Below are 25,249 nucleotides of genomic sequence, written 5' to 3' on the forward strand. Positions count from 1 at the left end.
ATAAGAATTCTGCTCCAGTCTTCAGCCGCCCCGCTGCGGCCGACCCATTCGAGGGTTCTTCATGGCTTCGCCAAACAACAACAAACAGCGCTCCCTGCAGCACGGCCTGACGTCCCGTCAGGTATCCATGATCTCCATCGCCGGCATCATCGGCGCCGGCCTGTTCATCGGTTCCTCCAACGCCATCGCCACCGCCGGCCCGGCCATCCTCATCTCCTACGCCATGACTGGCCTGCTGGTCTTGCTGGTGATGCGCATGCTGGGTGAAATGGCCATCGCCAACCCCAACAGCGGCTCGTTTTCCACCTATGCCTCCGAAGCCATCGGCCCTTGGGCGGGCTTTACCATCGGCTGGCTGTACTGGTGGTTCTGGGTACTGATCATTCCGGTCGAGGCCATTGCCGGCGCCGACATCCTGCATGCCTACTTCCCTGGCGTGCCGTCGTGGCTGTTCGCCTTCCTGATCATGCTGGTGCTGTCGGGTACCAACCTGATCAGCGTGAAGAACTTCGGTGCCTTCGAGTACTGGTTCGCGCTGGTCAAGGTGGTGGCGATCATCGCCTTCATCGTGGTCTGCAGCCTGGCGGTATTCGGCGTCTGGCCGCTGGCCGAGGTGTCCGGGGTCAGCCGGTTGTGGGACAACGGCGGCTTCATGCCCAACGGTTTCGGCACCGTGCTCGGTGGCGTGCTGATCACCATCTTCTCGTTCTTCGGCGCCGAAATCGTCACCATTGCCGCTGACGAAACCGCCAACCCGAAAGACAAGATCCGCCGCGCTACCAACCTTGTTGTGTACCGCATCGCCATCTTCTACCTGGCGTCGATCTTCCTTGTGGTGTCGCTTGTGGCGTGGAACGACCCGGGCCTCAAAGCGGTAGGTTCGTTCCAGCGCGTGCTGGAAGTGCTGAACGTGCCGGGCGCCAAGCTGCTGGTGGATATCGTGGTGCTGGTGGCCGTGACCAGCTGCATGAACTCGGGCCTGTACACTGCGTCGCGCATGCTCTATTCGCTGGGCGCCCGTGGCCAGGCGCTGAGCGTTACCAAGCGTATCTCCGGCTCGGGCGTACCGACCGTGGCGGTCATCTTCTCGACCCTGGCCGGCTTTGCCGGGTGCTTCGTCAACTATGTGTTCCCGGGCAAGGTATTCGGCTTCCTGCTGTCCACCACCGGCGCCATCGCCTTGCTGGTGTACCTGGTGATTGCCGTTTCGCAGCTGCGCATGCGGGCCCGTGCCGAGCGCGAAGGGCGGCCGCTGGAGCTGAAGATGTGGCTGTTCCCATGGCTGACCTGGCTGGTGATCGGCACCATCGTCATGGTGCTGGGCTACATGCTGTTCAGCGATGCCTACCGCTACGAGACGCTGATGACCGCCGGGGTGACCGCGTTCATCCTGCTGGTTTCGCTGACCCAGCGGCGCGCCAGGGTGGTTGCCCAGACGGCCTGATGTTTCTGTTTTAATGTGGGGGCGTTGCGCGCCCCCCCATATCAATAAGCACAGGAAGCGTATGAACGACCACTCCCTTTCCCTCCAGGCCCTCGCCGCACCCGACGGCACTTGCTACGGCTGCGGTTGTTCCCACCCCAGCGGCCTGCACCTGCAAAGCCATTGGGACGCCGACGGCATCCACCTGGTGTGCCGGCACGCGCCCGACAGCACCTTCATCGGCTGGCCCGGCCTGGTCTATGGCGGGCTGCTGGCGATGCTGGTCGACTGCCACTCCAACTGGACGGCAATGGCTTACCACTACCGCAACGAAGGTCGCGAAGCGGGCAGCCTGCCGCGCATCGACTGTGTCACTGGCAGCCTTGGCCTGAACTACCTCAAGCCCACGCCCATGGGTGTCGAATTGTTGCTCAAGGCGCGTGTGGAAGGTGAGGTAGGGCGCAAGACCCGGGTGCTCTGCGAAGTCTGGGCCGACGATGTGCTGACAGTGACTGCCGACTCGGTGTTCGTTCGCGTCGATACCGAAAAGCTCAAGCTCAAGGCCCACGGCCAGGCCTGAGCCGCCGGTGCTGATGAGTGGTCGGTGATGGTCAGCGGCCGGGGATGTCTCTAGAGTGAGAGGTTCATTCCCCAGGCAAGGTTGATCATGACCGATCTCAGTGCTTTCCCCATTACCCGCAAGTGGCCCGCCAGACACCCCGAGCGCCTGCAGCTGTATTCGTTGCCGACGCCCAACGGCGTCAAGGTGTCGATCATGCTCGAAGAGATCGGCCTGGCCTATGAGCCGCACAAGGTCAGCTTCGACAACGATGACCAGCTGAGCCCCGAGTTCATCTCGCTCAGCGCCAACAACAAGATCCCCGCCATCCTCGACCCCAATGGCCCTGGCGGCCGGCCGCTGCCGCTGTTCGAGTCGGGGGCGATCCTGCAGTACCTGGCAGAGAAGAGCGGCCAGTTGCTCAGCCAGGACCCGGCCCAGCGTTACCAGACCTTGCAGTGGCTGATGTTCCAGATGGGTGGCATCGGGCCGATGTTTGGCCAGGTCGGATTCTTCCATTTCTTTGCTGGCAAGGAATACGAGGACAAGCGCCCGCGGGACCGTTATGTCAACGAGTCCAAGCGCCTGCTCGGTGTTCTGGACCGGCATCTGAAAGGCCGGGAATGGATGGTCGACGAGTACAGCATTGCCGATATCGCGATTTTCCCGTGGGTGCGTAACCTGGTTGAGCGTTACAACGCCAGAGATTTGGTAGGCTTCGATCAGTTCAAGGAAGTGCAGCGGGTGCTGGCGGCGTTCCTCGAGCGGCCGGCCGTGCAACGCGGGCTGAAAATTCCAGGTTGAGGTTGGCTGTAAGGGCCCTATCGCCGGCAAGCCGGCTCCCACAGGTAATGAATGCACAGGGCTTGAGGTCTGTGGTGTTCCTGTGGGAGCTGGCTTGCCGGCGATAGGGCCAGTGAAGGCGAAACTGTTTTCAGGCTCAGAAAATGTGGTGCAGCAGCCAGTACAGGCTGCCGGCCAACAGCATTGCTGCCGGCAAGGTCAGCACCCAGGCCATCAGCAGGTTGACCAGCGTGCGCTTCTGAATCCCCGACCCGTTGGCCACCATGGTCCCGGCCACCCCGGAACTCAGCACATGGGTAGTCGACACCGGCAACCCGAACATGTCCGCCGCACCAATGGTACACATTGCCACCACTTCGGCCGAAGCCCCCTGGGCATAGCTGAGGTGGGTCTTGCCGATCTTCTCGCCTACCGTCACCACGATGCGCCGCCAGCCGACCATGGTGCCCAGCCCCAGTGCGATGGCCACGGCCACTTTCACCCACAGCGGGATGTAGCGGGTGGCATCATCCAGCTGGGTCTTGAACAGCAGCACCTGGCTGCGTGTACCTGCATCGAATACCACCAGCTGGTTCTTCTCGATCAGGCGGATGGCTTCGCTGGTCAGGTACATGTCGTTGCGCACGTTGGCCATGGCTTCGGCCGGTACCCGCTTGAGCGAGCCATAACCTTTGACCTCTTCGCCGATCATGCCGGTCAGCGCCGCCAGCGCCGGTATCAGTTGCGGGTTGGCCCTGGGCTCGGCAATGAACGTGGTCAGCACCTGGCGTGGGTCGGCCGGTGCTGCTTGCGGGGCGCCGCGCACCAGTGCCTGGCGGGTTACCTCGGCGACCGCGGAAAACTGCAGGGCCTGTTCATTGGGCATGGTCTTGTTCAATGCGTAAGCCATCGGCAGGGTGCCAACCAGGATCAGCATGATCAGGCCCATGCCTTTCTGGCCGTCGTTGGAGCCGTGAGCAAAGGACACCCCGGTGCAGGTCAGGATCAGTACGCCGCGGATCCACCACGGTGGCGGTCTCTGGCCTTCCGGCGCCTGGTACAGCGCCTTGCGCTTGACCAGCGCGCGCAGTGCCAGCAGCAAGAGGGCGGCACAGGCAAAGCCGAGCAGTGGCGAGAACAGCAGGGCATAACCGACCTTGCTGGCCTGGGCCCAGTCCACGCCACTGGTGCCGTCGCGCCCATGCATCAGGGCATTGGCCACGCCCACGCCGATGATCGAACCGATCAGGGTGTGCGAGGATGAGGCCGGCAGGCCCAGCCACCAGGTGCCGAGGTTCCAGATGATCGCTGCCAGCAGCAGGGCGAAGACCATGGCGAAACCGGCCGAGGAGCCGACCTGCAGAATCAGCTCCACCGGCAGCAGGGCGATGATGCCGAACGCCACCGCGCCACTGGAAAGCAGCACGCCGAGGAAGTTGCACAGCCCGGACCAGACCACGGCGACGGGGGCAGGCAACGAGTGGGTGTAGATGACGGTGGCCACTGCGTTGGCGGTGTCATGGAAGCCATTGACGAACTCGAAGCCCAGGGCAATCAGCAACGCCAGGCCCAGCAGCAGGAATGGTGTGACTGTGGTGATTACCGTGCCGCTGGCCGTCACATCCTGTTTAAGGCTCCAGGCGGTGTAGGCAATGCCGGCCAGCAACAGGCCGAAGAACAACACCAGGGTGGCACGCCCGGGCTTGTGGGCAAGTTGCGGGCGGGCATCGCGTTCGGCCAGTTGCGGCAGACTGGCCAGTGAAGGGGTTGCCATGATGGCTCCGGTTGGGGTGTGGCAAGGGTGCCGAAGGCCTTGAGCATAGAAACAATTCGTAACCCGGCCGTGACCTCGATCAATGATTTATCTAGGCTCAAGACGGACGGTAGTGGCAGGAGAAACCCATGATTCGCTGCAAGCGTGTCTACGATGCGGTTGAGCAAGACGACGGTCAGCGCGTGCTGGTCGATCGTCTGTGGCCGCGTAACAAGCGCAAGGAAGACCTGCACGGGCAGTGGTTGCGCGAAGTTGCACCCTCGGATGAGTTGCGCAAGGCGTTTCACCAGGGTGAAGTGGATTTCGCGGGCTTCACCCAGCGTTACCAGCAAGAGCTGGCGGCCCACCCCGAGCACTGGTACCCGCTGCTGGACCTGGCCGGAAAGGGCACGCTGACATTGCTTTATGCGGGCAAGGATACCGAGCACAACAATGCCCGGGTGTTGGCTGAATGGCTGGAGGACGAACTGGACCGGCGTGGGCCCGGCAGTTCGCCCGTGTGCTACGCCCAATGATTGGTGTTCGTTGTACTGGCCCTATCGCCGGCAAGCCAGCTCCCACAGGTACTGCGCTGCCTTCAAGGCTATCGCTGTACCTGTGGGAGCTGGCTTGCCGGCGATAGGGCCGGGCCTGGCAAACCGAAGAGTATGAAATGTGATGTCACTGAAACTGACCCCCGCCAACGACACCCACCGCACCTTCGCCCGCGACCTCACGCGCCGCGCCATGCTGCCGTACTACCGCGAATATGACCTGCTGTGGCTAGAGGAAGCCTTCGACGAAGCCTGGGGCTGGCGCGAGCAGTGGCTGGTGACCGAAGGCGACGCGGTACTCGGCTTCTGCAGCCTCAGCCAGGACCGCCAGGCGCTGTTCATCCGCGAGTTGCACCTGTTACCCGAGCACCGTCGGCGTGGAGTCGGCAGCTGGGTGCTGGAGCAGTTGGCACTGTGGGCCCGCCAGCGGCACCTGCCGCTGCTGCGGCTGATGGTGTTTCGCAGCAACCCGGCGCGCGTGCTCTACCAGCGCCACGGCTTCGTCGAAATGGGTGAGGACGAATGCTTTGTGCGCATGCAGCGCACGATCGACTAATAGCTCAATGATGGCTTGTCGCGACTGGTGAGCATCGGCATAGTGAACTCAGGCGTTCACGGCTGCCTGCAGGTGGGTAGGCCGTACATGAGTGTGATCAGGGATAAGGAGCCCCCCATGAATGGAATCGGTCCGCGGCTGCGGGAAGAGCGTGAGCGTCTGGGGATGACCCAGCGCGTGTTTGGCGATATCGGTGGGGTCGAACCCAATGCCCAGGGCAAATACGAGAGTGGTGAACGCTCGCCGCGGGTCGATTACCTGGCGGCATTGGCAACCCGGGGCGTGGATGCACTCTATGTGCTCAGCGGTATCCGCACCCCGGCACCGCTCGAGGGGCTGAGCGCCGATGAGTCCGGTTTGCTGGGGGCTTTCCGGCAGTTGTCGTTCGACGATCAGGCGGCACTCTGGCACTTGTTGCGGCGTTTGACCAACAACGACAAATCCCGGCAGACAGTGAGGCCGCTTACGGTTGAACGTCAGGGGTTTCTTACGGAAGGAATGCGTTAGGTCCGCCGTGAAAAATTTTGTTAAGGTGGCGGGATCCAATCGCCCTGCTGACGAGGTGTGTGCTTGATTAGGGTCTTAGTGGTCGACGATCACGATCTGGTACGAACCGGTATTACACGCATGCTGGCCGACATCGATGGCCTGCAGGTGGTGGGTGAGGGCGATTCGGGCGAGTCGGCACTCAGGCTGGCCCGTGAACTGAAGCCGGATGTGGTGCTGATGGATGTGAAAATGCCCGGCATCGGCGGCCTGGAGGCCACCCGCAAGCTGCTGCGCAGCCACCCGGACATCAAGGTGGTTGCCGTGACCGTGTGCGAGGAAGACCCGTTCCCCACGCGCCTGTTGCAGGCCGGCGCTGCTGGCTACCTGACCAAGGGCGCCGGCCTTGACGAAATGGTCCAGGCCATCCGCCTGGCCTTCGCCGGCCAGCGCTACATCAGCCCGCAGATTGCCCAGCAGATGGCGCTGAAGCCATTCCAGCCACAGGGCTCGCCGTTCGATGCCTTGTCGGAGCGGGAAATCCAGATTGCCCTGATGATCGTCGGCTGCCAGAAAGTGCAGATCATCTCCGACAAGTTGTGCCTCTCGCCCAAGACCGTCAATACTTACCGTTATCGGATCTTTGAAAAACTCTCGGTCACCAGCGACGTCGAACTGACCTTGCTGGCCGTTCGCCACGGCATGGTCGACGCAAGCCTGTAAAACCTCATGTCCCAAGTTTTCGATGCCAGCGCATTCCTGGCTACCTGCAGTGGTCGCCCGGGCGTCTACCGGATGTTCGACGGCGAAGCCCGGCTGCTTTATGTGGGCAAGGCCAAGAACCTCAAGAAGCGCCTGGCCAGCTATTTCCGCAAGACCGGCCTGGCGCCCAAGACCGCCGCGCTGGTGGCCCGCATCGCCCAGGTCGAAACCACCATCACCGCCAACGAAACCGAGGCGCTGCTGCTGGAGCAGAACCTGATCAAGGAGTGGCGGCCGCCGTACAACATCCTGCTGCGCGATGACAAATCCTACCCCTACGTGTTCCTTTCCGACGGCGAGTTTCCGCGGCTGGGCATTCACCGTGGGGCAAAGAAGGCCAAGGGCCGCTACTTTGGCCCGTACCCCAGCGCAGGCGCCATTCGCGAAAGCCTCAGCCTGCTGCAAAAGGCCTTTTCGGTGCGCCAGTGCGAAGACAGCTACTACGCCAACCGCACCCGGCCATGCCTGCAGTACCAGATCAAACGCTGCAAAGGGCCCTGCACGGGCCTGGTGACCGCCGAGGAATATGCCGAGGACGTGCGCCACTCGGTGATGTTCCTCGAAGGGCGTAGCCAGCAACTGGGCAACGAGCTCAATGCCGAGATGGAGAAGGCCGCCATGGCCCTCAATTTCGAGAAGGCCGCCGAGCTGCGCGATCAGATCGCCTTGCTGCGCCGCGTCCAGGACCAGCAGTACATCGAAGGCGGCAGCGGCGACGTCGACGTTATCGCCGCCTTCGTCAACCCCGGTGGCGCCTGCGTGCACCTGATCAGCGTGCGTGGCGGGCGGGTGCTGGGCAGCAAGAACTTCTTCCCGCAGGTGGGCATCGAGGAGGAGGTGGCCGAAGTGATGGCCGCTTTCCTCTCCCAGTATTACCTGGGCAATGCCGAGCGCGAATTGCCGGGCGAACTGATCGTCAACGTGGTGCACGAAGACTTCGCCGCCATCAGCGAAGCCCTGCAGACCCTGCGCGGCCGCGAGTTGACCATCAGCCACCGGGTACGCGGTACCCGCGCCCGCTGGCAGCAGCTGGCGGTGACCAACGCCGAGCAGGCGCTCAATGCGCGCCTGGCCAACCGCCAGCACATGGCCGCACGTTTCGAGGCCCTGGCCGAGGTGCTGGGCCTGGACGAGGTGCCGCAGCGCCTGGAGTGCTACGACATCAGCCATTCCAGCGGCGAAGCCACCGTGGCCAGCTGCGTGGTGTTCGGCCCCGAAGGCCCGCTCAAGTCCGACTACCGCCGCTTCAACATCGAAGGCGTCACCGCTGGTGACGACTACGCCGCCATGCACCAGGCCCTGACCCGCCGATACGGGCGCATCAAGGATGGCGAGGGCAAGCTGCCCGACGTGCTGCTGGTGGACGGCGGCAAAGGCCAGCTGAACATGGCCCGTGACGTGATGCAGGAGCTTGGCTTCAGCGACCTGACCCTGCTTGGCGTGGCCAAGGGCGTGACGCGCAAGGCCGGTTTCGAAACCCTGTACCTGAACGACGTGCACCATGAGTTCACCCTCAAGGGCGACTCACCGGCCTTGCACCTGATCCAGCAGATCCGCGACGAGGCCCACCGTTTCGCCATCACCGGCCACCGCGCCCGCCGCGGCAAGGCCCGCCGGGTGTCCAGCCTGGAGGATGTGGCCGGGGTAGGGCCCAAGCGCCGGCGCGACCTGCTGAAACATTTCGGCGGCCTGCAGGAGCTCAACCGCGCCAGTGTCGATGAAATCGCCAAAGCACCCGGCATCAGTAAAAAGCTTGCCGAGTCGATTTATGCCAGCCTGCATAGCGAGTAGAATGCGGGCTCAACTTGCGGCCAGTCGTACCGATGAATATTCCAAACCTGCTCACCGTTCTACGCGTCCTGCTCATCCCGATCTTCATCCTGCTGTTCTATATGCCCTACCACTGGAGCTACATGGCCGCCAGCAGCGTGTTCGCCGTTGCCGCCGCCACCGACTGGCTGGACGGCTACCTGGCGCGCCGCCTGCAGCAGAGCACGCCGTTCGGTGCCTTCCTCGACCCTGTGGCCGACAAGCTGATGGTGGCGGTGGCCCTGGTGCTGCTGGTGCAGACCCACGCCAACTTCTGGCTGACCCTGCCGGCCGCGGTGATCATCGGCCGCGAGATCGTGGTTTCGGCGCTGCGCGAGTGGATGGCCGAGCTGGGCGCGCGCGCGCATGTGGCGGTGTCCAACCTTGGCAAGTGGAAAACCGCGGCGCAGATGCTGGCGCTGGTGATCCTGCTGGGCAACCCGCCAGCGGTGACCTTCTGGGTAATCCTCGGCTACGCGCTGCTGCTGGTGGCGGCGGGGCTGACACTGTGGTCGATGGTGCACTACCTGCTGGCCGCCTGGCCGCACCTGCGCGAAGGCTCTGAGCAGAAATAAAAGTTTTTTTGAATCAAGGGGTTGACGCTGTTTTAGAAATCGCTAGAATGGCACCCATCACGACGCGGGAATAGCTCAGTTGGTAGAGCACGACCTTGCCAAGGTCGGGGTCGCGAGTTCGAGTCTCGTTTCCCGCTCCAGATAGTGATCTACAGACTTCTACTGACGTCTGTAAGTCGTTGAAAAGAGGGGCTTTGGCCCCTTTTTTCATTCCAGCGAGCGCCACGGAAATCCACCCACAGCTACCGTTTTTGAGTGACCAATTGAGGCACAAGAATACGGTTGGGACGGCTACCGGATAGTTGCTGGGGCTGAGCGGGAACCATGACGAGCATTAGGCCTAAGTCATAACTTAGGAGCCTCGAAATGGCACTCTCTGATCTGACAGTCCGGCAGGCAAGAACCACCGGCAAGCGCTACACCCTCTCCGATAACGACTGCCTGGGCCTGATGGTCTCTGCCGCAGGCGGCAAGTCGTGGATCTTCCGATACTACTGGCTGGGCAAGCAAAAGCGCATGTCCCTGGGTGGCTATCCCGCCCTCAGTCTGCGCGAGGCCCGCGCCGAGCGGGACAAGGCTCAGGTTCTGCTCGCCAAGGGCATTGATCCCCAAATCGAACGCGACCAGCGCCGGCACGCGGCCAAGCTGGCGGGCGAATACACCTTCAAGAACGTCTTCGATGCTTGGGTCGAGCATCGCCGCAAGGAACTCAAGGAAGGCCGTCAGAGCACGCTTTCGCAGATCCTGCGCATCTTCAACAAGGACGTGCTGCCTACCCTGGGGAAGATGTCGATCTACGACATTCGACGGCCCCAGCTCGTGGGCGTCGTGGCGGCGATCGAGAAACGCAAGGCGTTCACCACCGCCGAGAAGGTCCGCACCTGGTTCAACCAGATGTTCCGCTATGCCCTGGTCATCGCCGAAGGGCTGGAAGTCAATCCGGCCGCGGACCTGGACGTGGTGGCCGAGCCCAAGCCCCCGGTGGCCCACAACCCCTATCTGCACCTGCCCGAGCTGCCCGAGTTCCTTCAGAAGCTCCGGCGCTACAACCCCCGGGGCTGGCAGACCCAGCTTGGCGTCCGGCTGCTGTTCCTGACGGGGGTGCGCACGGGCGAGTTGCGCCTGGCCGAGCCTGAGCAATTCGACCTCGACCGCGGCTTGTGGATCATCCCGCCGCAGGTCGTCAAGCAACTCCAGGACGAAATGCGCAAGGCCGGCAAGCGGCCGCAGGACGTGCCGCCCTACATCGTGCCCCTGTCCCTGCAGGCCATCGAGATCGTGCGCTATCTCCTGGGCGTGATGCGTTCAGCGCAGAAGTACCTGCTGTCGCATCGCAGCGAACTCAAGAAGCGCATCAGCGAGAACACCCTCAACAAGGCCGTGCAGCTCATGGGCTACGAGGGGCGCCTGACCGGCCACGGCATCCGCGGCACCATCTCGACCGCGCTCAACGAGATCGGATACCCGAAGATTTGGGTGGACGCTCAGCTTTCGCACTCCGACCCCAACAAGGTGAGTTCGGCCTACAACCACGCCAAGTACGTGGAGCCTCGGCGTCGCATGATGCAGGACTGGGCAGACCGTCTTGACCTGCTCGAACAGGGTGAAGTCGAAGCCGCGAGCGCGCATCTGACCATCCGTATCGACGGGGTGCCGGCAATGGCGGAAGTGGAGGAAGTGGTGGGCGCGGTCTCCACGACTGCTGAGCCTGTTGTCCCCGGCGTGCCGCCCGTGGTGGCCACGCCTATCGTCGTGACCCCCAACAGCGGCGGAATCATGTTCCAGCGGCTGTCGCAGGTGCCGCCGCCTCCGGTGCATGCCCCGGAGCCGGAAGTCTCCGCGATCCAGCGCGAGCGCGAGGAAATGCTGGCCATCTACGAGTCGCCGAACAATCTGCCGGTCCCGCTGTTCGGCAAGCTGGCCGGGAAGTCCAAGGACCAGATCAACCGCGAGCTGAAGGCGGGCAAGCTGCTGTCGATCAGCCTGGGCAACCGGGGGCAGCGGGTTCCCGACTGGCAACTGGTGCCGCTCAAGCACAAGCTGGCCCAAGTGCTCATGAACCAATGCCCGCACGCCGATTCGTGGGACCTGTACCGCATGCTGACCCAGCCTCACCCCGACCTGGGTGATCGTGCGGCCATTGATGCGGTCACGCCAACGAACGTGCCCGCAATCATCCGGGTTCTCATGGGCGACTACCAGCACCATGCGGATGTGCCCGAGGCCGTTGCCCCGCGGCCCATCCCCGAGGACGTGCGGCAGAGCGTCCGCCGACTGGTGGACAGCGCAGCGGTGCTTGAAGGGGTCTAGTCCGGTCTAGTCCCATGCTGCAACCTATGGCCGGGATGAGACGGCTCCGGCCTATAGGAGTGCCTGCTACAGGGCGCCTGCCTCGGCGATCTGCAGCGCCCTGCGCTCGAAACGCTTGGCAGCAGAATCTGCTTGCGCGTGGGGCCGTTGGAGGTACGTCACGATCTCATAGGGGCCATCGGCGAGCGGTCGCATGCTTACCCCCCATTGATGGGCACGCTCGATGCGCGATTGCGCGCATACGCCGATGCCGTAGCCGGCTGAAACCCACAGCGCCATCATCTCGAATGAAGTTGCAGGCAGGATGTTCTCTTGGTCCACTGGCATCAGGGAGGCCAACCTCTCGTCCAGCAAGGGACAAGCCTCCGCCTGCCAGCGATAGATTGGATAGTCCTGAAGATCGGAGATGGTGAGCTTCGCCTGATCAACCAAACGGAACCGCGGTGGTATCGCGACGGCCATGCTTTCGCACCACAGCCTCCGGCTACTCGTCAGGTGATCCCCCGCACTGCTAAGAGATAGCCCCGCGTCGTAGCGGCCCTCATGCAGGCCCGTTACCAGCTCTTGATCCGAAACTTCACGCACGGCGATCGCGACACCCGGCTCGTGCGCTCGCTGCAGTGCAAGCAGCGCCGACAGCCGTGAAGACGGCACACCTGGCGCTATGGCGAGTGTGAAATTCGGGGACGGTCTGATGGCGTTGTGCATGGATGCCCCCAAGAGGCAACGGGATCGAAAAGAGCAGCCGACATCATACTCAAGAGATATCTTTAACGTGGTTAAAGATCAGTGATTCCATGACGCTTCTGCGAATGCAGAAGCGCACTATTCGGCCTGGACGGCCCGCCGGAGTAACCACCTATGAGTCCGCACCGGCGTTGGCGTTCGGGCAAGCGGTGCGAGCCGCTCGCCTGGCTCAGGGGATTGCTCAGGATGAGTTCGCGGGCTTGGCGGGGATCGCGCGCTCGCACATGGGCAAGATTGAGCGCGGCGAGCACATGCCGACACTCGCTCTCATTCTAAAAATTTCCCTGGCTCTCAAGATCAGCTCGGCCGAACTGATGACGGCCACGGAGCGCAACCTCTACCTTCAGGGCGATGCGTGACGCCGGATGTGGCGCAGGCGTCGTAGCTAATCGCTCTTTGGCGAACGCAAACGCTCGATGAAGCGCTCTACGGGTGCGGATAGTCCGCTACCGCCTTCGGGCCGAAGCAGGTAGGTGATGATGACGGCCGAATCGAGCGCCAACGGCCGGATCACCACGTCGGGACGTTGACACGCCGCGATTCGGGTCGCCGTTGCGAAGCCGATGCCGTAACCAGCTCCGACCAATGTGAGCATCATGTCCAGCGACGAGACATGCTCAACGATGGTGGACTCGCGCTCCAGGGGATGTAGCAGCCGGGTCAATTCGCGGCAGTAGCCCTCGCAAAGCTGCGGATCGCACATCACCAGCGGGTAACTCACGAGTTCACGTAGCGACACTTCCTTGTGGGCCAGCAACGGGTGCCGGATCGGCACGGTCACCACCAGCGGGTCCTGCCAGATGGGCTCCGTCACCAGTCCGTCGCCGACGTCCGCGGTGTGTGCGAAACCGATCGCGAAGTCGCCGGATCGCAGTCCCCGCAACTGTTCCGCCAGGGTGACCTCGGAGAGCCGTATTTCGATCTCCGGCTCCTCCTGGCGGCACAGGGCAAGAAGTGCAGACAGCCGCGGGTCGATGGCGCCATCGGAGATGGCGATGCGCACGCTGCCTCTTAGGCCTGCGGCGATCGCCCTGACGTTTTCTCGTGCCTGCTCCAGGTTGGTGAACAGCCTGCGAATGTCCTGAAGGAAGGTGGTGCCCGCTGGCGTCAACCGCGTTCCCCGCCGATCGCGGTCAAAGAGCAGCACCCCCAGTTCGTCTTCCAATTCCTTGATCGTGCGGGACAGCGGCGGCTGCTCGATGTGCAAGCGCTCCGCAGCACGGGTGAAATGCAGCTCTTCGGCGAGAGCCACGAAGCAGCGCAAATGACGAAGTTCCATGGGCACGTCCTTCAGCAATCCTGGTCATTGGGTTGGCCACGGCGCATTGCTGCCGAAGTGCGCTTAGAGGGGGCGACGTAGTGCTGGGTCCCTCTTCAGGGCGAGGAAAAAGGCCATCGGTGTATCTGAATAAGAATACATATGTTCATGTATTAACTCAAGTCAAGGGCGGTAGCAACTGTTTCGGAACGTGACGCCGAAGCCAACCCGCTCAATGCTTGAGCGGCTAAGGCAGTACTGACGCCAAAGTAGCGCGAGCCCACAGAGGGGCTCGCGAGATGTAGGACTGAAGGCGCTCTGCCTTCATGGAAAGGCCCAAATCAGGCCGGGTTGATTTCCAACGAGCCACGGTTGATCTGGTCGCGTTCCATCGACTCGAACAAGGCACCGAAGTTTCCTTCGCCGAAGCCCTCGCGGTAGTTGCCCTTGCGCTCGATGAACTCGAAGAACACCGGGCCAAGCAGCGGCTCGGAGAATATCTGCAGCAGCAGGCGGGGCTGGCCGCCTTCGGTCGTGCCGTCGAGCAGAATGCCGCGCGCCTGCAACTCGGGTACGGGCTGGCCATGGCCGGGCAGGCGCTTTTCCAAGTTTGCGTAATAGATGTCGTTGGGGGCGGTCAGCAGCGGGATACCGGCCATCTGCACGCGGTCGAGCGCATCGAGTAGGTTGTCGCACAGCAGGGCGATGTGCTGGATGCCCTCGCCGCTGAACTGCATCAAGAATTCCTCAATCTGGCCGCCGCCCTGGCGTGCTTCCTCGTTCAGCGGGATGCGGATCAGGCCGTCCGGCGCGCTCATCGCCTTGGAGGCTAGGCCGGTGTACTCGCCGTTGATGTCGAAGTAGCGGATCTCTTGGAAGTTGAAGAACTTCGTGTAGAAGTCGGCCCAGTACTCCGACTCGCACAAGCGCAATCCCATGGACGTGTTCCGCGCGTCTGTCCAGAACTGGCCAGAGGTTGTGGAGTGCCATGCGCTGACCGGCGACATGGACTATCTGCTGCGGGTGGTCGTCATGGACATGGCTCACTACTCCCGCTTCGTGCTCGACACGCTGCTCAAGCACCCCAGCGTGCAGGACTGCAAGACCAGCTTCGTGCTGGATCGCGTAAAGAGCACCACGGCCTTGCCCCTATGAGCATTCGGCCGGTTGGTGTGGCGGGGATGCAAATAGCGATTGACCTTCCAACGGTGGCAAGGAGCACACTTCAAACACCCCAACCCGAAAGGAGTTTTCCATGCAATTCCATCTCGAAGACATGACCTGCGGCGGCTGCGCCCGCACTGTGACGAAAACGATCCAAATGATCGACCCCAACGCCAAGATCGTCACGGACCCGCCGACCCGCCGTGTCGAGGTCCAGACCTCGGCCTCGCAAGAGCAGATCGCCGCGGCCCTGAGCGAAGCTGGCTTCCCGCCGCGCGCGCAGTAACACCGCATCGTGGCCGGCATGCACACAGGACGGCCGATGCGAGCACGTGCGCTGCGCCGTACCTGGCGCGGCGCTCAGTGCATCCCAAGGTAGGCCGACCTTGGCCACAGGGCCATCGCCACCATCATCAGGTTCTCGGTCAGGGACACGAAGCCCAGCGGCACGTTGCTGTCCCCGCCCACGCAGGCGCACTTGAGTTCCCGGCGATCGACATAGACCGCCTTGAAAACCGACACGGCCCCGACGGTCCCGATGAACAGCGCCAACGGAATCGACACCCACATCCCCACGCCCGCGACCATCTGGACGCCTGCGATGGCCTCCGCGAACGGGTAGAAATAGGCATACCGAACCCAGCGCTTGGCCAGCAGGTCGTCGCGAAGCCGTCCACGTCCTTGAGCTTCTGCAGCGCCAGGAGGCACATGGCAAAGGCCACGAACCACTCTGCCGCCTGAATGCTCTAGACTTGGCCGAAGGCCGCCCAGCTCGCCGCCAGCGCCATTGCGGCCGCCGTGGCGAACAGCGCGATCACAGGGGTCTAGGTCACGGCGTTCTTGTCCTTCACGGACATGCCGAAGAATTTGCGTAGGTCGTCGTAGCCGCCCACGCGCCGCCCGTTTATGAAGACCTGGGGCGTGGTCTCGATGCCATGCTCCTTCTTGAACGCATCCGTCTGCTCGCGGCTTGCCAAGTGTTTGTCCTCGACCTCGTAGCCCTTGCGGTTGAGCAGATCGAGCGACTTCAGCCCGTAGGGGCAGGTATGGCCGGGCATGACCATTCGGTAGAGCGTGGCTAGCTTGGGCGCAGACATGCAGGACTTCTCCTGTGGGACTTTCCATGGGCCGGCCGTCACGGATTTAAGGACGTTGATGACCTTTCCAGCCTAACCGACGACCGTGCAAAGGGAGTGTAGACACCTGGCTCGCGGGTTGGTCTGGCCCACGGGTTGGTTATCTGGCGGCAATGCCGTCAGTCCTCCATCTGCCAGAGCAACCCTGCCGCAGGCCGGTGCGCCTGAGGCAGCACGCAGGCTCCTAGTGGTTCTCCTTGGCATGGTTGATCGTGTACTTGGGGATCTCGACGGTCAGGTCTTCGGTCGCAACGATGGCCTGGCAGCTCAGCCGCGACTGCGCCTCCAGTCCCCAGGCCCGGTCGAGCAGATCGTCCTCGCATTCCTCGACTTCGTTTAGAGAATCGAACCCCTTGCGCACGATGCAGTGACAGGTCGTGCAGGCACAGCTCATGTCGCAGGCATGCTCGATCTCGATGCCGTTGTCCAGCAGGGCCTCGCAGATCGAAGTGCCTGCTGGCACGTTCAGTTCGGCTCCCTCAGGCGCCAGTTCAGGATGGGGCAAGACGGTGATTTTGGGCATATCTCTCCTGGCTGCTCAGTGCGCACACGGCTTTTTTCCTGCTGCGTTGGCTCGCGCGCGGCGCGGCACTGCGCCAGTGCGCGCTTCGGGCTTGTTGTCACTGATATCGGGCTGCTCCAGCGTGTGCAGGATCGGGCAGTCGGGCCGTTCGTCGCCGGCGCAACACCGGATCAGCGCCTTGAGCGTCGCGGCCATCTCCAGCATGCTCTCGATGCGCCGGTCCAACTCGTCGATGTGTTGCTGGGCCAGACGCTTTACATCAGCACTCTGGCGCGACTTGTCATTCCACAGTCCCAGCAAGTCCGTGATCTCGGCCACCGAGAAGCCGAGGTCGCGCGAACGCCGGATGAAATGCAACCGGTGAACGTCGTCCTGGGTATAGGCGCGGTAGCCCGAATCGGTGCGGTCAGCCGGAGGGATCAGACCGATTTGCTCGTAGTAGCGGATCATTTTGGCCGAGACCTTCGAGGCCTTGGATGCTTCACCGATGTTCATGGTGTTCCTCCTTTCTCAATGAGCGGTATCCGCCGCCAGCGGCGGCTGGAAGCGGCGCAGGCGCAGCGCGTTGCCGAGCACGAACACGCTGGACAGCGCCATCGCGCCAGCCGCGAAGATCGGCGACAACAGCACACCGTATGCGGGGTACAGGACGCCAGCGGCCACCGGGATCAGGGCCGTGTTGTAGCCAAACGCCCAGAACAGGTTCTGGCGGATGTTGCCGATGGTCGCCTTGGACAGCGCGATGGCGTTGGGCACGCCCTGCAGGTTGCCCGACATCAGCACTACGTCGGCCGACTCCACCGCCACGTCGGTGCCGGTGCCGATGGCCAGGCCCACGTCGGCCTCGGCCAGCGCCGGGGCGTCGTTGATGCCGTCGCCCACGTAGGCGATCTGGCCGTGGCTGGCTTTCAGCCGGCGCACGGCTTCGACCTTGCCCTCGGGCAGCACTTCGGCCACCACCTCGTCGATGCCCAGTTGCTTGGCGATGGCCTGCGCGGTACGCGCGTTGTCGCCGGTGATCATCGCCACCTTCAGGCCGAGCTGGTGCAACGCGGCAATGGCCGCGGGCGTGCTGGACTTGATCGGATCGGCCACCGCGATGATGGCGGCCAGCCGGCCGTCGATCGCGGCGTACAGCGGTGACTTGCCCTCGTTGCCCAGGCGCTCGGCCGTGCGAGCGAAGCTGCCCACGTCCAACCCCAGCTCACGCATGAAGCGATCGGCACCGACCTCGACACGCGCGCCGTCCACGGTGGCGCGCACGCCCATGCCCGTGACCGAATCGAAGTCTGTCATCGTCGGCAGCGCGATGCCACCTTCCACGGCCGACTCGACGATGGCGCGTGCGATCGGATGCTCCGAGCGCGATTCGACAGCGGCGACCTTCGCCAGCACCTGGTTGCGGTCAAAGCCGTCGGCAATCTCCAGGTCGGTCAGGACCGGGCGGCCCTCGGTCAGCGTGCCGGTCTTGTCCACGGCCACCACCTTGGCGTCCTTGAGCAGTTGCAGGGCTTCACCCTTGCGGAACAGCACGCCCATCTCGGCGCCCCGGCCCGTGCCGACCATGATGGAGGTCGGCGTCGCCAAACCCATGGCGCAAGGGCAGGCAATGATCAGCACCGCCACGGCATTGACCAGCGCGAAGGACAGCGCGGGCGACGGGCCGAACACCAGCCAGACCAGGAAGGTCAGCACCGCGGCCAGCATGACGGCGGGCACGAACCACAGCGTCACCTTGTCCACCACGGCCTGGATCGGCAGCTTGGAACCTTGCGCCTGCTCGACCATGCGGATGATCTGCGCCAGCATGGTCTGACCGCCCACGGCGGTGGCACGCAGCGTCAGCGCACCCTTCTGGTTGACGGTGCCGCCGACCACGGTGCTGCCTTCCGCCTTTTCGACGGGAATCGGCTCGCCGGTGATCATCGACTCGTCCACGAAGCTGCGGCCCTCGGTCACTTCACCATCGACCGGCACGCGCTCGCCGGGGCGCACTTCCACGATGTCGCCCTGCGCCACGTCGTTGATCGGGATGTCCACGATGCGGCCGTCGCGCAGCACGTGCGCCTCCTTGGCCTGCAGGCCGATCAGGCGCTTGATGGCCTCGGAGGTGCGGCCCTTGGCCCGTGCCTCAAGAAAGCGGCCCAGCAGGATCAGCGCCACGATGACGGCTGCCGCCTCGTAGTACACGTTCACCGTGCCGGCCGGCAGCAGACTGGGCGCGAACGTGGCGACCATCGAATAACCGAAGGCCGCGGCCGTGCCGACCGCGACCAGCGAGTTCATGTCGGGACCCAGGCGGAACAGCGCCGGGAAGCCCTTCTCATAGAAGCGCCAGCCCGGAATGGCGAGCACCAGCAGGGTCAGCACGAACTGCAGATACCAGCTCTGCTGGATGCCAATGGTGGAAGCCACCCACTCGTGCATGCCGGGAATCATGTGCGAGCCCATTTCGAGCACGAACACAGGCAGCGCCAGCACGGCGGCCAGGGTCAGGTCGCGCTTGAGTTCGGCGCGCTCGGCGTCCTTTTTCTCGGCAGCTTCCTCGTCGGCCTGCATGCCTGTATCGACCGGGCTGGCCTCGTAGCCGACCTTATCGACAGCAGCAATCAGATCCTGCACGGATGCTACGCCACGCACGGTAGCGCGCTCGGTCGCCAGATTGACCACAGCCTCAGTGACGCCCGGCACCGCCTTGAGCGCCTTCTCGACGCGGCCCACGCACGAAGCGCAGGTCATGCCTCCGATCGCCAGCTCGATGGTGCCCTGAGGCACGTCGTACCCTACCTTCTCGATCGCCTGGATCAGCGCCATGCGATCGACAGGACGGTTCAGGCGAATGTCCGCTCGCTCGGTGGCGAGATTGACAGACACGCTTGCCACGCCCTCGACCTTGGCAAGGGCGGCCTCGACTCGGCCGACACAGCTTGCGCAGGTCATGCCCTCGATGGGCAGGCTGATTGCCGCTGCTTGGGCGCCAGCACTACTCGTTGTTGCCATGCTCATGGTGTGCTTCCCATAGTTGAAATTCGACATGGAGGGAGCTTAGGGTTTACCATCGTGGGAAGGTCAAGCGCTTTTTCGGATGCTGTCAGGTTTCAGAAATGACCCGGTGCACGGGGAACGGAGGCCTTGCCTGCCAGGCTCGCACTGGTTCTTTGCTGCGCGCGCCTAAGCGGCCGCTGCCTTGTTAATTCTGAAGGGCGAAAACAGCCATTCGAGGTTAGGAAATATTTTAAAAATGAATACAAGTAAGCCATTCAGTACCCCACCGAAGGGTCCCAGCGCCGATTTGGAATCGCTGTCACAGAATGACGTGACCATCTTGGCTGAGACATTCCGCCTCCTGGGTGACCCGTCCCGGCTGAGAATCATGCTGTGCTGCATGAAAGGCTCTTCCTCGGTCGGGGACATCGCTGAAACCCTCGAACTCTCGCAGTCGCTGGTGAGCCACCACCTGCGGCTGCTGCGCGGTGCTCGCCTGGTCAAGGGCGTGCGCCAAGCCAAACAGATCTTCTATGAGGTGGCGGACAAGCACGTGAACCAGGTGCTGCTGGATATGGCCACCCACATCGCGGAAGACCACAACGACGAGTAACTGTTGGGCATAGCATGCCGTTGCGGCGTGGCCTACGTTCCATGGCGATATGCGCCCCACCGCCCGCAGCTGCGTTCGGTGAGGTGGTTTGGATGCCGCTTCCGATCAATCAGAAGTTGAGCGCGCGCTTGTCCACGGCCAGCGAGGCCTCTTTGAACGTCTCGGAGAGGGTCGGATGGGCAAAGCAGATGCGGGCGATGTCTTCGCTGCTGGCCTTGAACGCCATGGCGATCACGGCCTCGGCCACCAGTTCACTGGCCTGCGGGCCGACCACATGCACGCCGAGTATCTCATCAGTGGCAGGATCGGCGATCACCTTGACGAGGCCCGGCGTGTCGCCCAGCGCACGCGCGCGGCCATTGGCCATGAACGGGAAGGAACCGATTCGATAGGCGGTGCCCTGCTCTTTGAGCTGCTGCTCGGTGCGGCCTACCCAGGCAATCTCTGGGCTGGTGTAGATGACGTTGGGGATCGTATTGAAATCGACGTGACCGTGCTGGCCGGCAATGCGCTCGGCCACTGCGACACCTTCCTCTTCCGCCTTGTGCGCCAACATCGGGCCACGCACCACGTCACCGATGGCCCAGATGCCGGGCACACTGGTGCGGCATTCATCGTCCACCAGCACGGCGCCGCGCTCATCCAGTTGGAGTCCCACGGCGGCCGGATTCAGGCCTTCGGTGTTGGGCACACGGCCGATAGCCACGATCACTTTGTCTGCCTGCAAGGACTGCGTCTGGCCCTGGCTGTCGGTGTAGTGAATAGTCACGCCAGCCTCGGTTGCATTGACTTCGCGAACCTTCGCACCTAGTTCGATCTTCAGGCCTTGCTTGTCGAACGCCTTCTTCGCCTCCTTGGCGATGGCTTGGTCGACGATTGGCAGGAAGCTGGGCAAGCCTTCGAGGATCGTGACATCCGCCCCCAGGCGGCGCCAAACGGAGCCCAGCTCCAGGCCGATCACGCCGGCACCGATGACGGCCAACCGATCGGGCACGGCCGCGATGTCCAGCGCGCCGTCGTTGGAGAGCACGACCCGCTCATCGAACGGTAGGTTGGGGAGTGGCCGCACGTTGGAGCCTGTGGCAACGATGATCTGCTTGCCCACCAAGGTAACAGCCTCATCGGCGGCGACGCTCACCTCGAAGCCACCATCGACAGTCCTGGTGAAAGACGCCAGGCCGTTGAAAAACTGGACCTTGTTTTTGCGGAACAGATAAAGGATGCCTTCGTTGCTGGACTTCACGACCTGATTCTTACGTTCCAACATCGTGGTCACATCCATGCGCAGATCACCCGTGGAGATGCCGTGCGTGCCAAAGTGGTGCTTGGCTTGTTCAAAGTTCTCTGACGACTGCAGTAGCGCTTTCGAAGGGATACAACCGATGTTGTTGCAGGTGCCGCCAGGTGCTGGCTTTCCGTCCTTGTTCTTCCAGGCATCTACACAAGCGACCTTCATGCCTAATTGGGCAGCGCGAATGGCCGCGATGTATCCGCCTGGGCCGGCACCGATAACAATGACGTCGAAATGCATTTCCATGATTTACATCTCCAAAGTTTTTGAGGAAATAGTGAGCGCCTATGTCGCGCCTTTTGTCAGGTGGTCGCCAGATTACAGCTCGTTCCCTGACGATCACGTTGAACACTACGGCAGAACGAACCGGGCGCTCGCGGTATTGCCCCCACGTTCGACTTGGACGACGGCCTTCGTGCCCTTGGCTGCGGCGAAGGTCCCGCTGCCTTCGAGGCGGCTTCCGTCCGCGGCAGGCGTGAGTTGCACCTCCTGCTTTTGTGAGCCGGTCAACAGTGTGAGCTTGGCTTTGGTGTTGCTTACATTGACCTGCTTGCCGTGGTCGCGCAGGTAGAGTTGCGCTGCTGCGGGCTGAACGACCAACTCGTAGTCCACGTCCCGGACTTCGGTCACGACGCCACCATGCAGCGGCTTGTGGTCATGCGCGTGGTCATGGTCGCCTGCGGCGAAGGCGGTGACGGATGCCAGGGCGAGGGCGGTGCCGGCCGTGAGGGAACGAAATCGAACAGACATGAAAGCTCCTATAGGGTTACGGTGGTTGAAATCGGGTGACAGAAGGCGTTGCATCAGAATGCCTCCGCGTCGCGGTCGTCCAGCAGGCGTTCGGCAGGCTTGCGGCCGAACAGCCAGAACATGGCGGGTGTAAGGAAGGTGTCTAGCAGCGTGGAGCTGACCAGCCCCGAGAAGATCACCACCGCGACGGGGTGCAGGATCTCAGTACCGGGTCGGGACGCCTCGAACAGCAGCGGGGCCAGCGCGAAGGCCGTGACCAGCGCGGTCATCAGAACCGGGGAAAGCCGTTCGAGCGAGCCACGCACGATCATCTTCTGGTCGAAGTCCTCGCCCTCCATGCGCATGAGGTTGAGGTAGTGGCTCACCTTCAGGATGCCGTTGCGCACAGAAATACCCGCGAGCGTGATGAAGCCGACCAGGGCGGCCACGGACAACGGCTGGCCAGACAGCCACAGCCCCAACACGGCGCCGACCAGGGCCAATGGAATGTTCACCATGATGAGCGCTGATAGGACGACCGACTTGTAGCGCGTGTACAACACCACGAACATGAGCGTCAGGGAGACGATGGACAGCAGGCCCACCAGTCGCGAGGCTTCCTCTTGTGCCTGGAACTGGCCGCCCAGCGTGATGAAGTAGCCTTCGGGCAAGCGCACTTCTTGGACGACGCTGCGTATGTCGGCCACTACTTCGGACAGCGGCCGTCCCTGAGCGTTGGCCGACAAAACTATGCGTCGACGGCCATCGTCGCGGCTGACCTGGTTGGGGCCGTCGCTGTCTTCGATGGTGGCAAGGCGCGACAACGGGACCCGACCCATGGGCGTGTCGATGAGGATGCGGCTCAAGCCCTCAATCGACCGCGCCTGCTCGGGCAGGCGAACCACCAGCGCGAAGCGGCGGTTGCCCTCGATGACCTCGGTGATCTTTTCGCCTTCGACCAGGCTTTGCAGCGTGGACAGAATTTGCGGTGCGGCCACGCCGTAGCGTCCCGCCGCCGCATAATCCACGCGGATTTTGATCTGCGGCGCTAGGACCTGCTTTTCGATCTCCAGGTCAGCAAGCCCCGGAATTCCGGCCAGCTTGGCGCGCAGCAGATCCGCCTGCCCGCGCAGGACGTCCAGGTCCTCGCCGAACACCTTGATGGCGATCTGCGAGCGCACCCCCGACAACATGTGGTCGATGCGGTGCGAGATCGGCTGGCCAATGCCGATGGAGCCGGGCAAGTGAGCCAGACGCGAACGGATGTCGGCGGTGATCTCCTCCATGGAGCGCTTTAGCTCCGAGGCGGGCAGCAGGCCCACGTCCAGCTCGCTGACATGCACGCCTTCGGCATGCTCGTCCAGCTCGGCCCGTCCGCTGCGCCGGCCCACGTGCTGCACCTCTGGCACCTGCGCGACCAGCAGCTCGGCTTGCTGGGCAAGCGCCGAAGATTCGGCCAGCGTCACACCGGGATTCAGGCGCAGGCCCACCAGCAACGTTCCTTCATTGAACGGGGGCAGGAACGTGGTCGGGAAGAATGGCACCGCGGCGACAGCCAGTGTGACAGCCACAGCGGCCATGCCAAGGGCGGCACGCGGCCGCTGCAAGACCCGCTGCAGGCCGCCCTGATAGCGCGTCTTCAACCAGGCTAGAAGCCGAGTGTCGCCATGGTCCAGCGTCCTCATCTTGGGCAGCAGGTAGTACGAAAGCACCGGAGTGACCGTCACAGAGACCAGCAGCGAGGCCAGCGTGGAGACGATGAAGGCGATGCCCAGCGGCACGAACAAGCGCCCCTCCATCCCCGGCAGCGCGAACAGGGGCAGGAACACCAGCACAATGATCATCGTGGCGTAGAGAATCGCCGAGCGAACCTCCATCGAGGCCCTGGCAACGATGACCAGGGGCGTCAGCCGGTTCTCAGGGTGGCGGGTGCGGTCCTCCTTGAGCCGCCGCATGATGTTCTCCACATCGACCACAGCATCGTCCACGAGACCGCCGATGGCGATCGCCAGCCCACCGAGCGTCATGGTGTTGATTGATAGGCCGAAATAGTGGAACACCAGCCCGGTCACGAAGATCGAGGCAGGAATCGCGGTCAACGCGATCACCAGGGGGCGCAAAGTGCCCAGGAAGAAGAACAGGATCACCGCCACGAAGACCGATGCGCCGATGAGCTTGCCTTGCAGCGTGCTGATGGACGCCTCGATGAAGTTGGCTTGTCGGAAGGTCACCTGTGGCTCGGCCATGCCAGCCGGCAGTGAGCCCTTCATGTCCGCCAACGCTGACTCGATCGAGCGGGTCAGTGCAATCGTATCGGCCGTGGGCTGCTTTTGGATGCCCAGGATCACGGCTGGCAGGCCCTCGAAGCCCGCATCGCCGCGCTTGATGGCTGGCGCAAACTGAACATCGGCGACCTGGTGGAGCAGGATGGGTTGGCCCGCACGCACCGCGAGAGGCAGGTTACGCAGGTCGTCGAGTCGGGACGTGCGGCCCAGGTTGCGGATCAGGTACTCGCGGCCATTGATCTCCAGGAAGCCGCCGGAAGTGTTCGCGGAGAAGCCCTTGAGAGCCGCATCCAGATCGGACGCAGTCACGCCCAGCTCTGACATTCGCGTGGTGTTGGGCTGGACCTGGAACTGACGGACCTCGCCTCCGATCGGGATGACTTGGGCAACACCAGGTATGGCCATCAGCCGGGGGCGTAGCACCCAGTCCGCGTACTCGCGAGTGTCCATGGCCGACAGCGGCGGGGCTGCGTTCTTCTGCCCTGAGGGCTTGGCACCGATGGGGATTGCAATCTGCATGATCTCGCCCATCACTGAGCTGATTGGCCCCATAGTGGGCGTCACGCCCGGGGCTAGCCCTTCCTCCATGGACGTCAGGCGTTCGGAGACCATCTGGCGCGCCCGGAAGATGTCGGTCTTCCAGTCAAATGTCACGTAGATGAAGGAAAGCCCGGCGCTGGAGACCGAGCGCACGCTTTCGACGCTGGGCAGGCCGTTCATGGCCGTTTCGAGCGGGAACGTGATGAGTTGCTCGACTTCTTCGGCAGCCATGCCGCCAGCCTCCGTCATGAGAGTGACGGTCGGCTTGTTGAGATCGGGAAAGACATCTACCGGCGTGCGCGTCAGGGTGAACGCGCCATACGCCATCAGCACCAGCGCCCCGATGATGACCAGGAGCCGGTTTCGTAAGCTATTTTCGAGAAGCCACTTGAACATGGAATGGTGCCC

The 25,249-nt window shown here is 63.1% G+C and carries 25 protein-coding genes, 1 tRNA gene and 1 pseudogene; 15 read left to right on the forward strand and 12 right to left on the reverse strand.

What is annotated here, in order from left to right; genetic code table 11:
• Positions 1–61: 61 nt before the first annotated feature.
• The 3 genes from IMX18_RS06425 (at position 62) to IMX18_RS06435 (ending at position 2,786) form a co-directional block, all read left to right on the forward strand.
• Positions 62–1,444 (forward strand): amino acid permease, encoded by a 1,383-nt coding sequence (locus IMX18_RS06425; protein WP_054572495.1) that lies wholly within the window; start codon positions 62–64, stop codon positions 1,442–1,444.
• A 61-nt stretch (positions 1,445–1,505) separates the two neighbouring features.
• Positions 1,506–2,003, forward strand: coding sequence for a PaaI family thioesterase (locus tag IMX18_RS06430; protein ID WP_015271042.1), 498 nt, complete (start codon positions 1,506–1,508; stop codon positions 2,001–2,003).
• An 87-nt stretch (positions 2,004–2,090) separates the two neighbouring features.
• Entirely contained in the window at positions 2,091–2,786 is a 696-nt protein-coding gene (locus tag IMX18_RS06435) for a glutathione S-transferase N-terminal domain-containing protein (RefSeq protein WP_015271041.1), read from the forward strand.
• 136 nt (positions 2,787–2,922) lie between these two features.
• On the opposite strand, the gene IMX18_RS06440 is transcribed toward IMX18_RS06435, so the two are convergent.
• Positions 2,923–4,539, reverse strand: coding sequence for an inorganic phosphate transporter (locus tag IMX18_RS06440; protein WP_015271040.1), 1,617 nt, complete (start codon positions 4,537–4,539; stop codon positions 2,923–2,925).
• Between the two features lie 128 nt (positions 4,540–4,667).
• On the opposite strand from IMX18_RS06440, the gene IMX18_RS06445 reads away from it, so the two are divergent.
• The 8 genes from IMX18_RS06445 to IMX18_RS06480 all read left to right on the forward strand — a co-directional run bounded on the left by IMX18_RS06445 (position 4,668) and on the right by IMX18_RS06480 (position 11,570).
• Complete coding sequence (locus IMX18_RS06445) at positions 4,668–5,054, forward strand: DUF488 domain-containing protein (protein WP_015271039.1); 387 nt, start codon at positions 4,668–4,670, stop codon at positions 5,052–5,054.
• Between the two features lie 142 nt (positions 5,055–5,196).
• Positions 5,197–5,628 (forward strand): GNAT family N-acetyltransferase, encoded by a 432-nt coding sequence (locus IMX18_RS06450; protein ID WP_015271038.1) that lies wholly within the window; start codon positions 5,197–5,199, stop codon positions 5,626–5,628.
• A 117-nt stretch (positions 5,629–5,745) separates the two neighbouring features.
• Positions 5,746–6,135 (forward strand): helix-turn-helix domain-containing protein, encoded by a 390-nt coding sequence (locus tag IMX18_RS06455; RefSeq protein ID WP_054572496.1) that lies wholly within the window; start codon positions 5,746–5,748, stop codon positions 6,133–6,135.
• Between the two features lie 63 nt (positions 6,136–6,198).
• Positions 6,199–6,837 (forward strand): response regulator transcription factor GacA, encoded by a 639-nt coding sequence (gene gacA, locus IMX18_RS06460; protein WP_015271036.1) that lies wholly within the window; start codon positions 6,199–6,201, stop codon positions 6,835–6,837.
• A 6-nt stretch (positions 6,838–6,843) separates the two neighbouring features.
• Positions 6,844–8,667: an excinuclease ABC subunit UvrC gene (gene uvrC / locus IMX18_RS06465; RefSeq protein WP_013973365.1), complete on the forward strand. Its 1,824-nt coding sequence runs from the start codon at positions 6,844–6,846 to the stop codon at positions 8,665–8,667.
• Positions 8,668–8,699: 32 nt separating this feature from the next.
• Positions 8,700–9,260, forward strand: a complete 561-nt coding sequence (gene pgsA, locus IMX18_RS06470) for a CDP-diacylglycerol--glycerol-3-phosphate 3-phosphatidyltransferase (protein WP_039613116.1) — start codon at positions 8,700–8,702, stop codon at positions 9,258–9,260.
• A gap of 64 nt (positions 9,261–9,324) precedes the next feature.
• Positions 9,325–9,400, forward strand: a tRNA-Gly gene (locus IMX18_RS06475).
• A gap of 226 nt (positions 9,401–9,626) precedes the next feature.
• Positions 9,627–11,570, forward strand: coding sequence for a tyrosine-type recombinase/integrase (locus tag IMX18_RS06480; RefSeq protein WP_217190181.1), 1,944 nt, complete (start codon positions 9,627–9,629; stop codon positions 11,568–11,570).
• Positions 11,571–11,636: 66 nt separating this feature from the next.
• On the opposite strand, the gene IMX18_RS06485 is transcribed toward IMX18_RS06480, so the two are convergent.
• Complete coding sequence (locus IMX18_RS06485) at positions 11,637–12,278, reverse strand: substrate-binding domain-containing protein (protein WP_012614047.1); 642 nt, start codon at positions 12,276–12,278, stop codon at positions 11,637–11,639.
• Between the two features lie 89 nt (positions 12,279–12,367).
• On the opposite strand from IMX18_RS06485, the gene IMX18_RS06490 reads away from it, so the two are divergent.
• Positions 12,368–12,676 (forward strand): helix-turn-helix domain-containing protein, encoded by a 309-nt coding sequence (locus IMX18_RS06490; RefSeq protein WP_021205759.1) that lies wholly within the window; start codon positions 12,368–12,370, stop codon positions 12,674–12,676.
• Positions 12,677–12,702: 26 nt separating this feature from the next.
• Here the strand turns inward: IMX18_RS06490 and IMX18_RS06495 are convergent, their stop codons facing one another.
• Both IMX18_RS06495 and IMX18_RS06500 read right to left on the reverse strand, forming a co-directional pair.
• A complete protein-coding gene (locus tag IMX18_RS06495; protein WP_012614048.1) occupies positions 12,703–13,596 on the reverse strand; it encodes a LysR family transcriptional regulator in 894 nt (297 codons plus the stop codon).
• 320 nt (positions 13,597–13,916) lie between these two features.
• Positions 13,917–14,486 (reverse strand): annotated as a pseudogene (locus IMX18_RS06500) (4-hydroxyphenylpyruvate dioxygenase family protein); the annotation flags it as partial.
• Between the two features lie 25 nt (positions 14,487–14,511).
• Here IMX18_RS06500 and IMX18_RS06505 point away from each other — a divergent pair.
• Entirely contained in the window at positions 14,512–14,730 is a 219-nt protein-coding gene (locus IMX18_RS06505; protein ID WP_017511446.1) for an Lrp/AsnC ligand binding domain-containing protein, read from the forward strand.
• Between the two features lie 100 nt (positions 14,731–14,830).
• Positions 14,831–15,025, forward strand: a complete 195-nt coding sequence (locus tag IMX18_RS06510; protein ID WP_012614049.1) for a heavy-metal-associated domain-containing protein — start codon at positions 14,831–14,833, stop codon at positions 15,023–15,025.
• A 74-nt stretch (positions 15,026–15,099) separates the two neighbouring features.
• Here IMX18_RS06510 and IMX18_RS27935 read toward each other — a convergent pair whose 3' ends face one another.
• The 5 genes from IMX18_RS27935 to IMX18_RS06530 form a co-directional block, all read right to left on the reverse strand.
• Positions 15,100–15,468, reverse strand: a complete 369-nt coding sequence (locus IMX18_RS27935) for a MauE/DoxX family redox-associated membrane protein (RefSeq protein WP_223656233.1) — start codon at positions 15,466–15,468, stop codon at positions 15,100–15,102.
• A gap of 95 nt (positions 15,469–15,563) precedes the next feature.
• Positions 15,564–15,836 carry a glutaredoxin domain-containing protein gene (locus IMX18_RS27940; RefSeq protein ID WP_012614050.1) on the reverse strand — a complete coding sequence of 91 codons (273 nt, stop codon included), beginning with the start codon at positions 15,834–15,836 and terminating at the stop codon, positions 15,564–15,566.
• Positions 15,837–16,059: 223 nt separating this feature from the next.
• The gene (gene fdx, locus IMX18_RS06520) at positions 16,060–16,398 is read right to left on the reverse strand and encodes an ISC system 2Fe-2S type ferredoxin (protein ID WP_012614051.1); all 339 of its coding nucleotides are present in this window, start codon (positions 16,396–16,398) and stop codon (positions 16,060–16,062) included.
• Between the two features lie 15 nt (positions 16,399–16,413).
• Positions 16,414–16,893: a Cu(I)-responsive transcriptional regulator gene (cueR, locus tag IMX18_RS06525; RefSeq protein WP_012614052.1), complete on the reverse strand. Its 480-nt coding sequence runs from the start codon at positions 16,891–16,893 to the stop codon at positions 16,414–16,416.
• Positions 16,894–16,908: 15 nt separating this feature from the next.
• Positions 16,909–19,404, reverse strand: coding sequence for a heavy metal translocating P-type ATPase (locus tag IMX18_RS06530; protein WP_017511447.1), 2,496 nt, complete (start codon positions 19,402–19,404; stop codon positions 16,909–16,911).
• A gap of 379 nt (positions 19,405–19,783) precedes the next feature.
• Here IMX18_RS06530 and IMX18_RS28360 point away from each other — a divergent pair, with 379 nt between their 5' ends.
• Positions 19,784–19,996 (forward strand): ArsR/SmtB family transcription factor, encoded by a 213-nt coding sequence (locus tag IMX18_RS28360; protein WP_425355277.1) that lies wholly within the window; start codon positions 19,784–19,786, stop codon positions 19,994–19,996.
• Positions 19,997–20,105: 109 nt separating this feature from the next.
• Here IMX18_RS28360 and lpdA read toward each other — a convergent pair whose 3' ends face one another.
• The 3 genes from lpdA to IMX18_RS06550 form a co-directional block, all read right to left on the reverse strand.
• Positions 20,106–21,533: a dihydrolipoyl dehydrogenase gene (lpdA, locus tag IMX18_RS06540; protein WP_015912827.1), complete on the reverse strand. Its 1,428-nt coding sequence runs from the start codon at positions 21,531–21,533 to the stop codon at positions 20,106–20,108.
• Between the two features lie 105 nt (positions 21,534–21,638).
• Positions 21,639–22,037 (reverse strand): hypothetical protein, encoded by a 399-nt coding sequence (locus IMX18_RS06545; protein WP_015912828.1) that lies wholly within the window; start codon positions 22,035–22,037, stop codon positions 21,639–21,641.
• A gap of 53 nt (positions 22,038–22,090) precedes the next feature.
• A complete protein-coding gene (locus tag IMX18_RS06550; protein ID WP_012614056.1) occupies positions 22,091–25,237 on the reverse strand; it encodes an efflux RND transporter permease subunit in 3,147 nt (1,048 codons plus the stop codon).
• Between the last annotated feature and the right edge of the window lie 12 nt (positions 25,238–25,249).

Source organism: Pseudomonas shirazica, from assembly GCF_015168335.1.
Classification (GTDB): Bacteria; Pseudomonadota; Gammaproteobacteria; order Pseudomonadales; family Pseudomonadaceae; genus Aquipseudomonas; species Aquipseudomonas asiatica.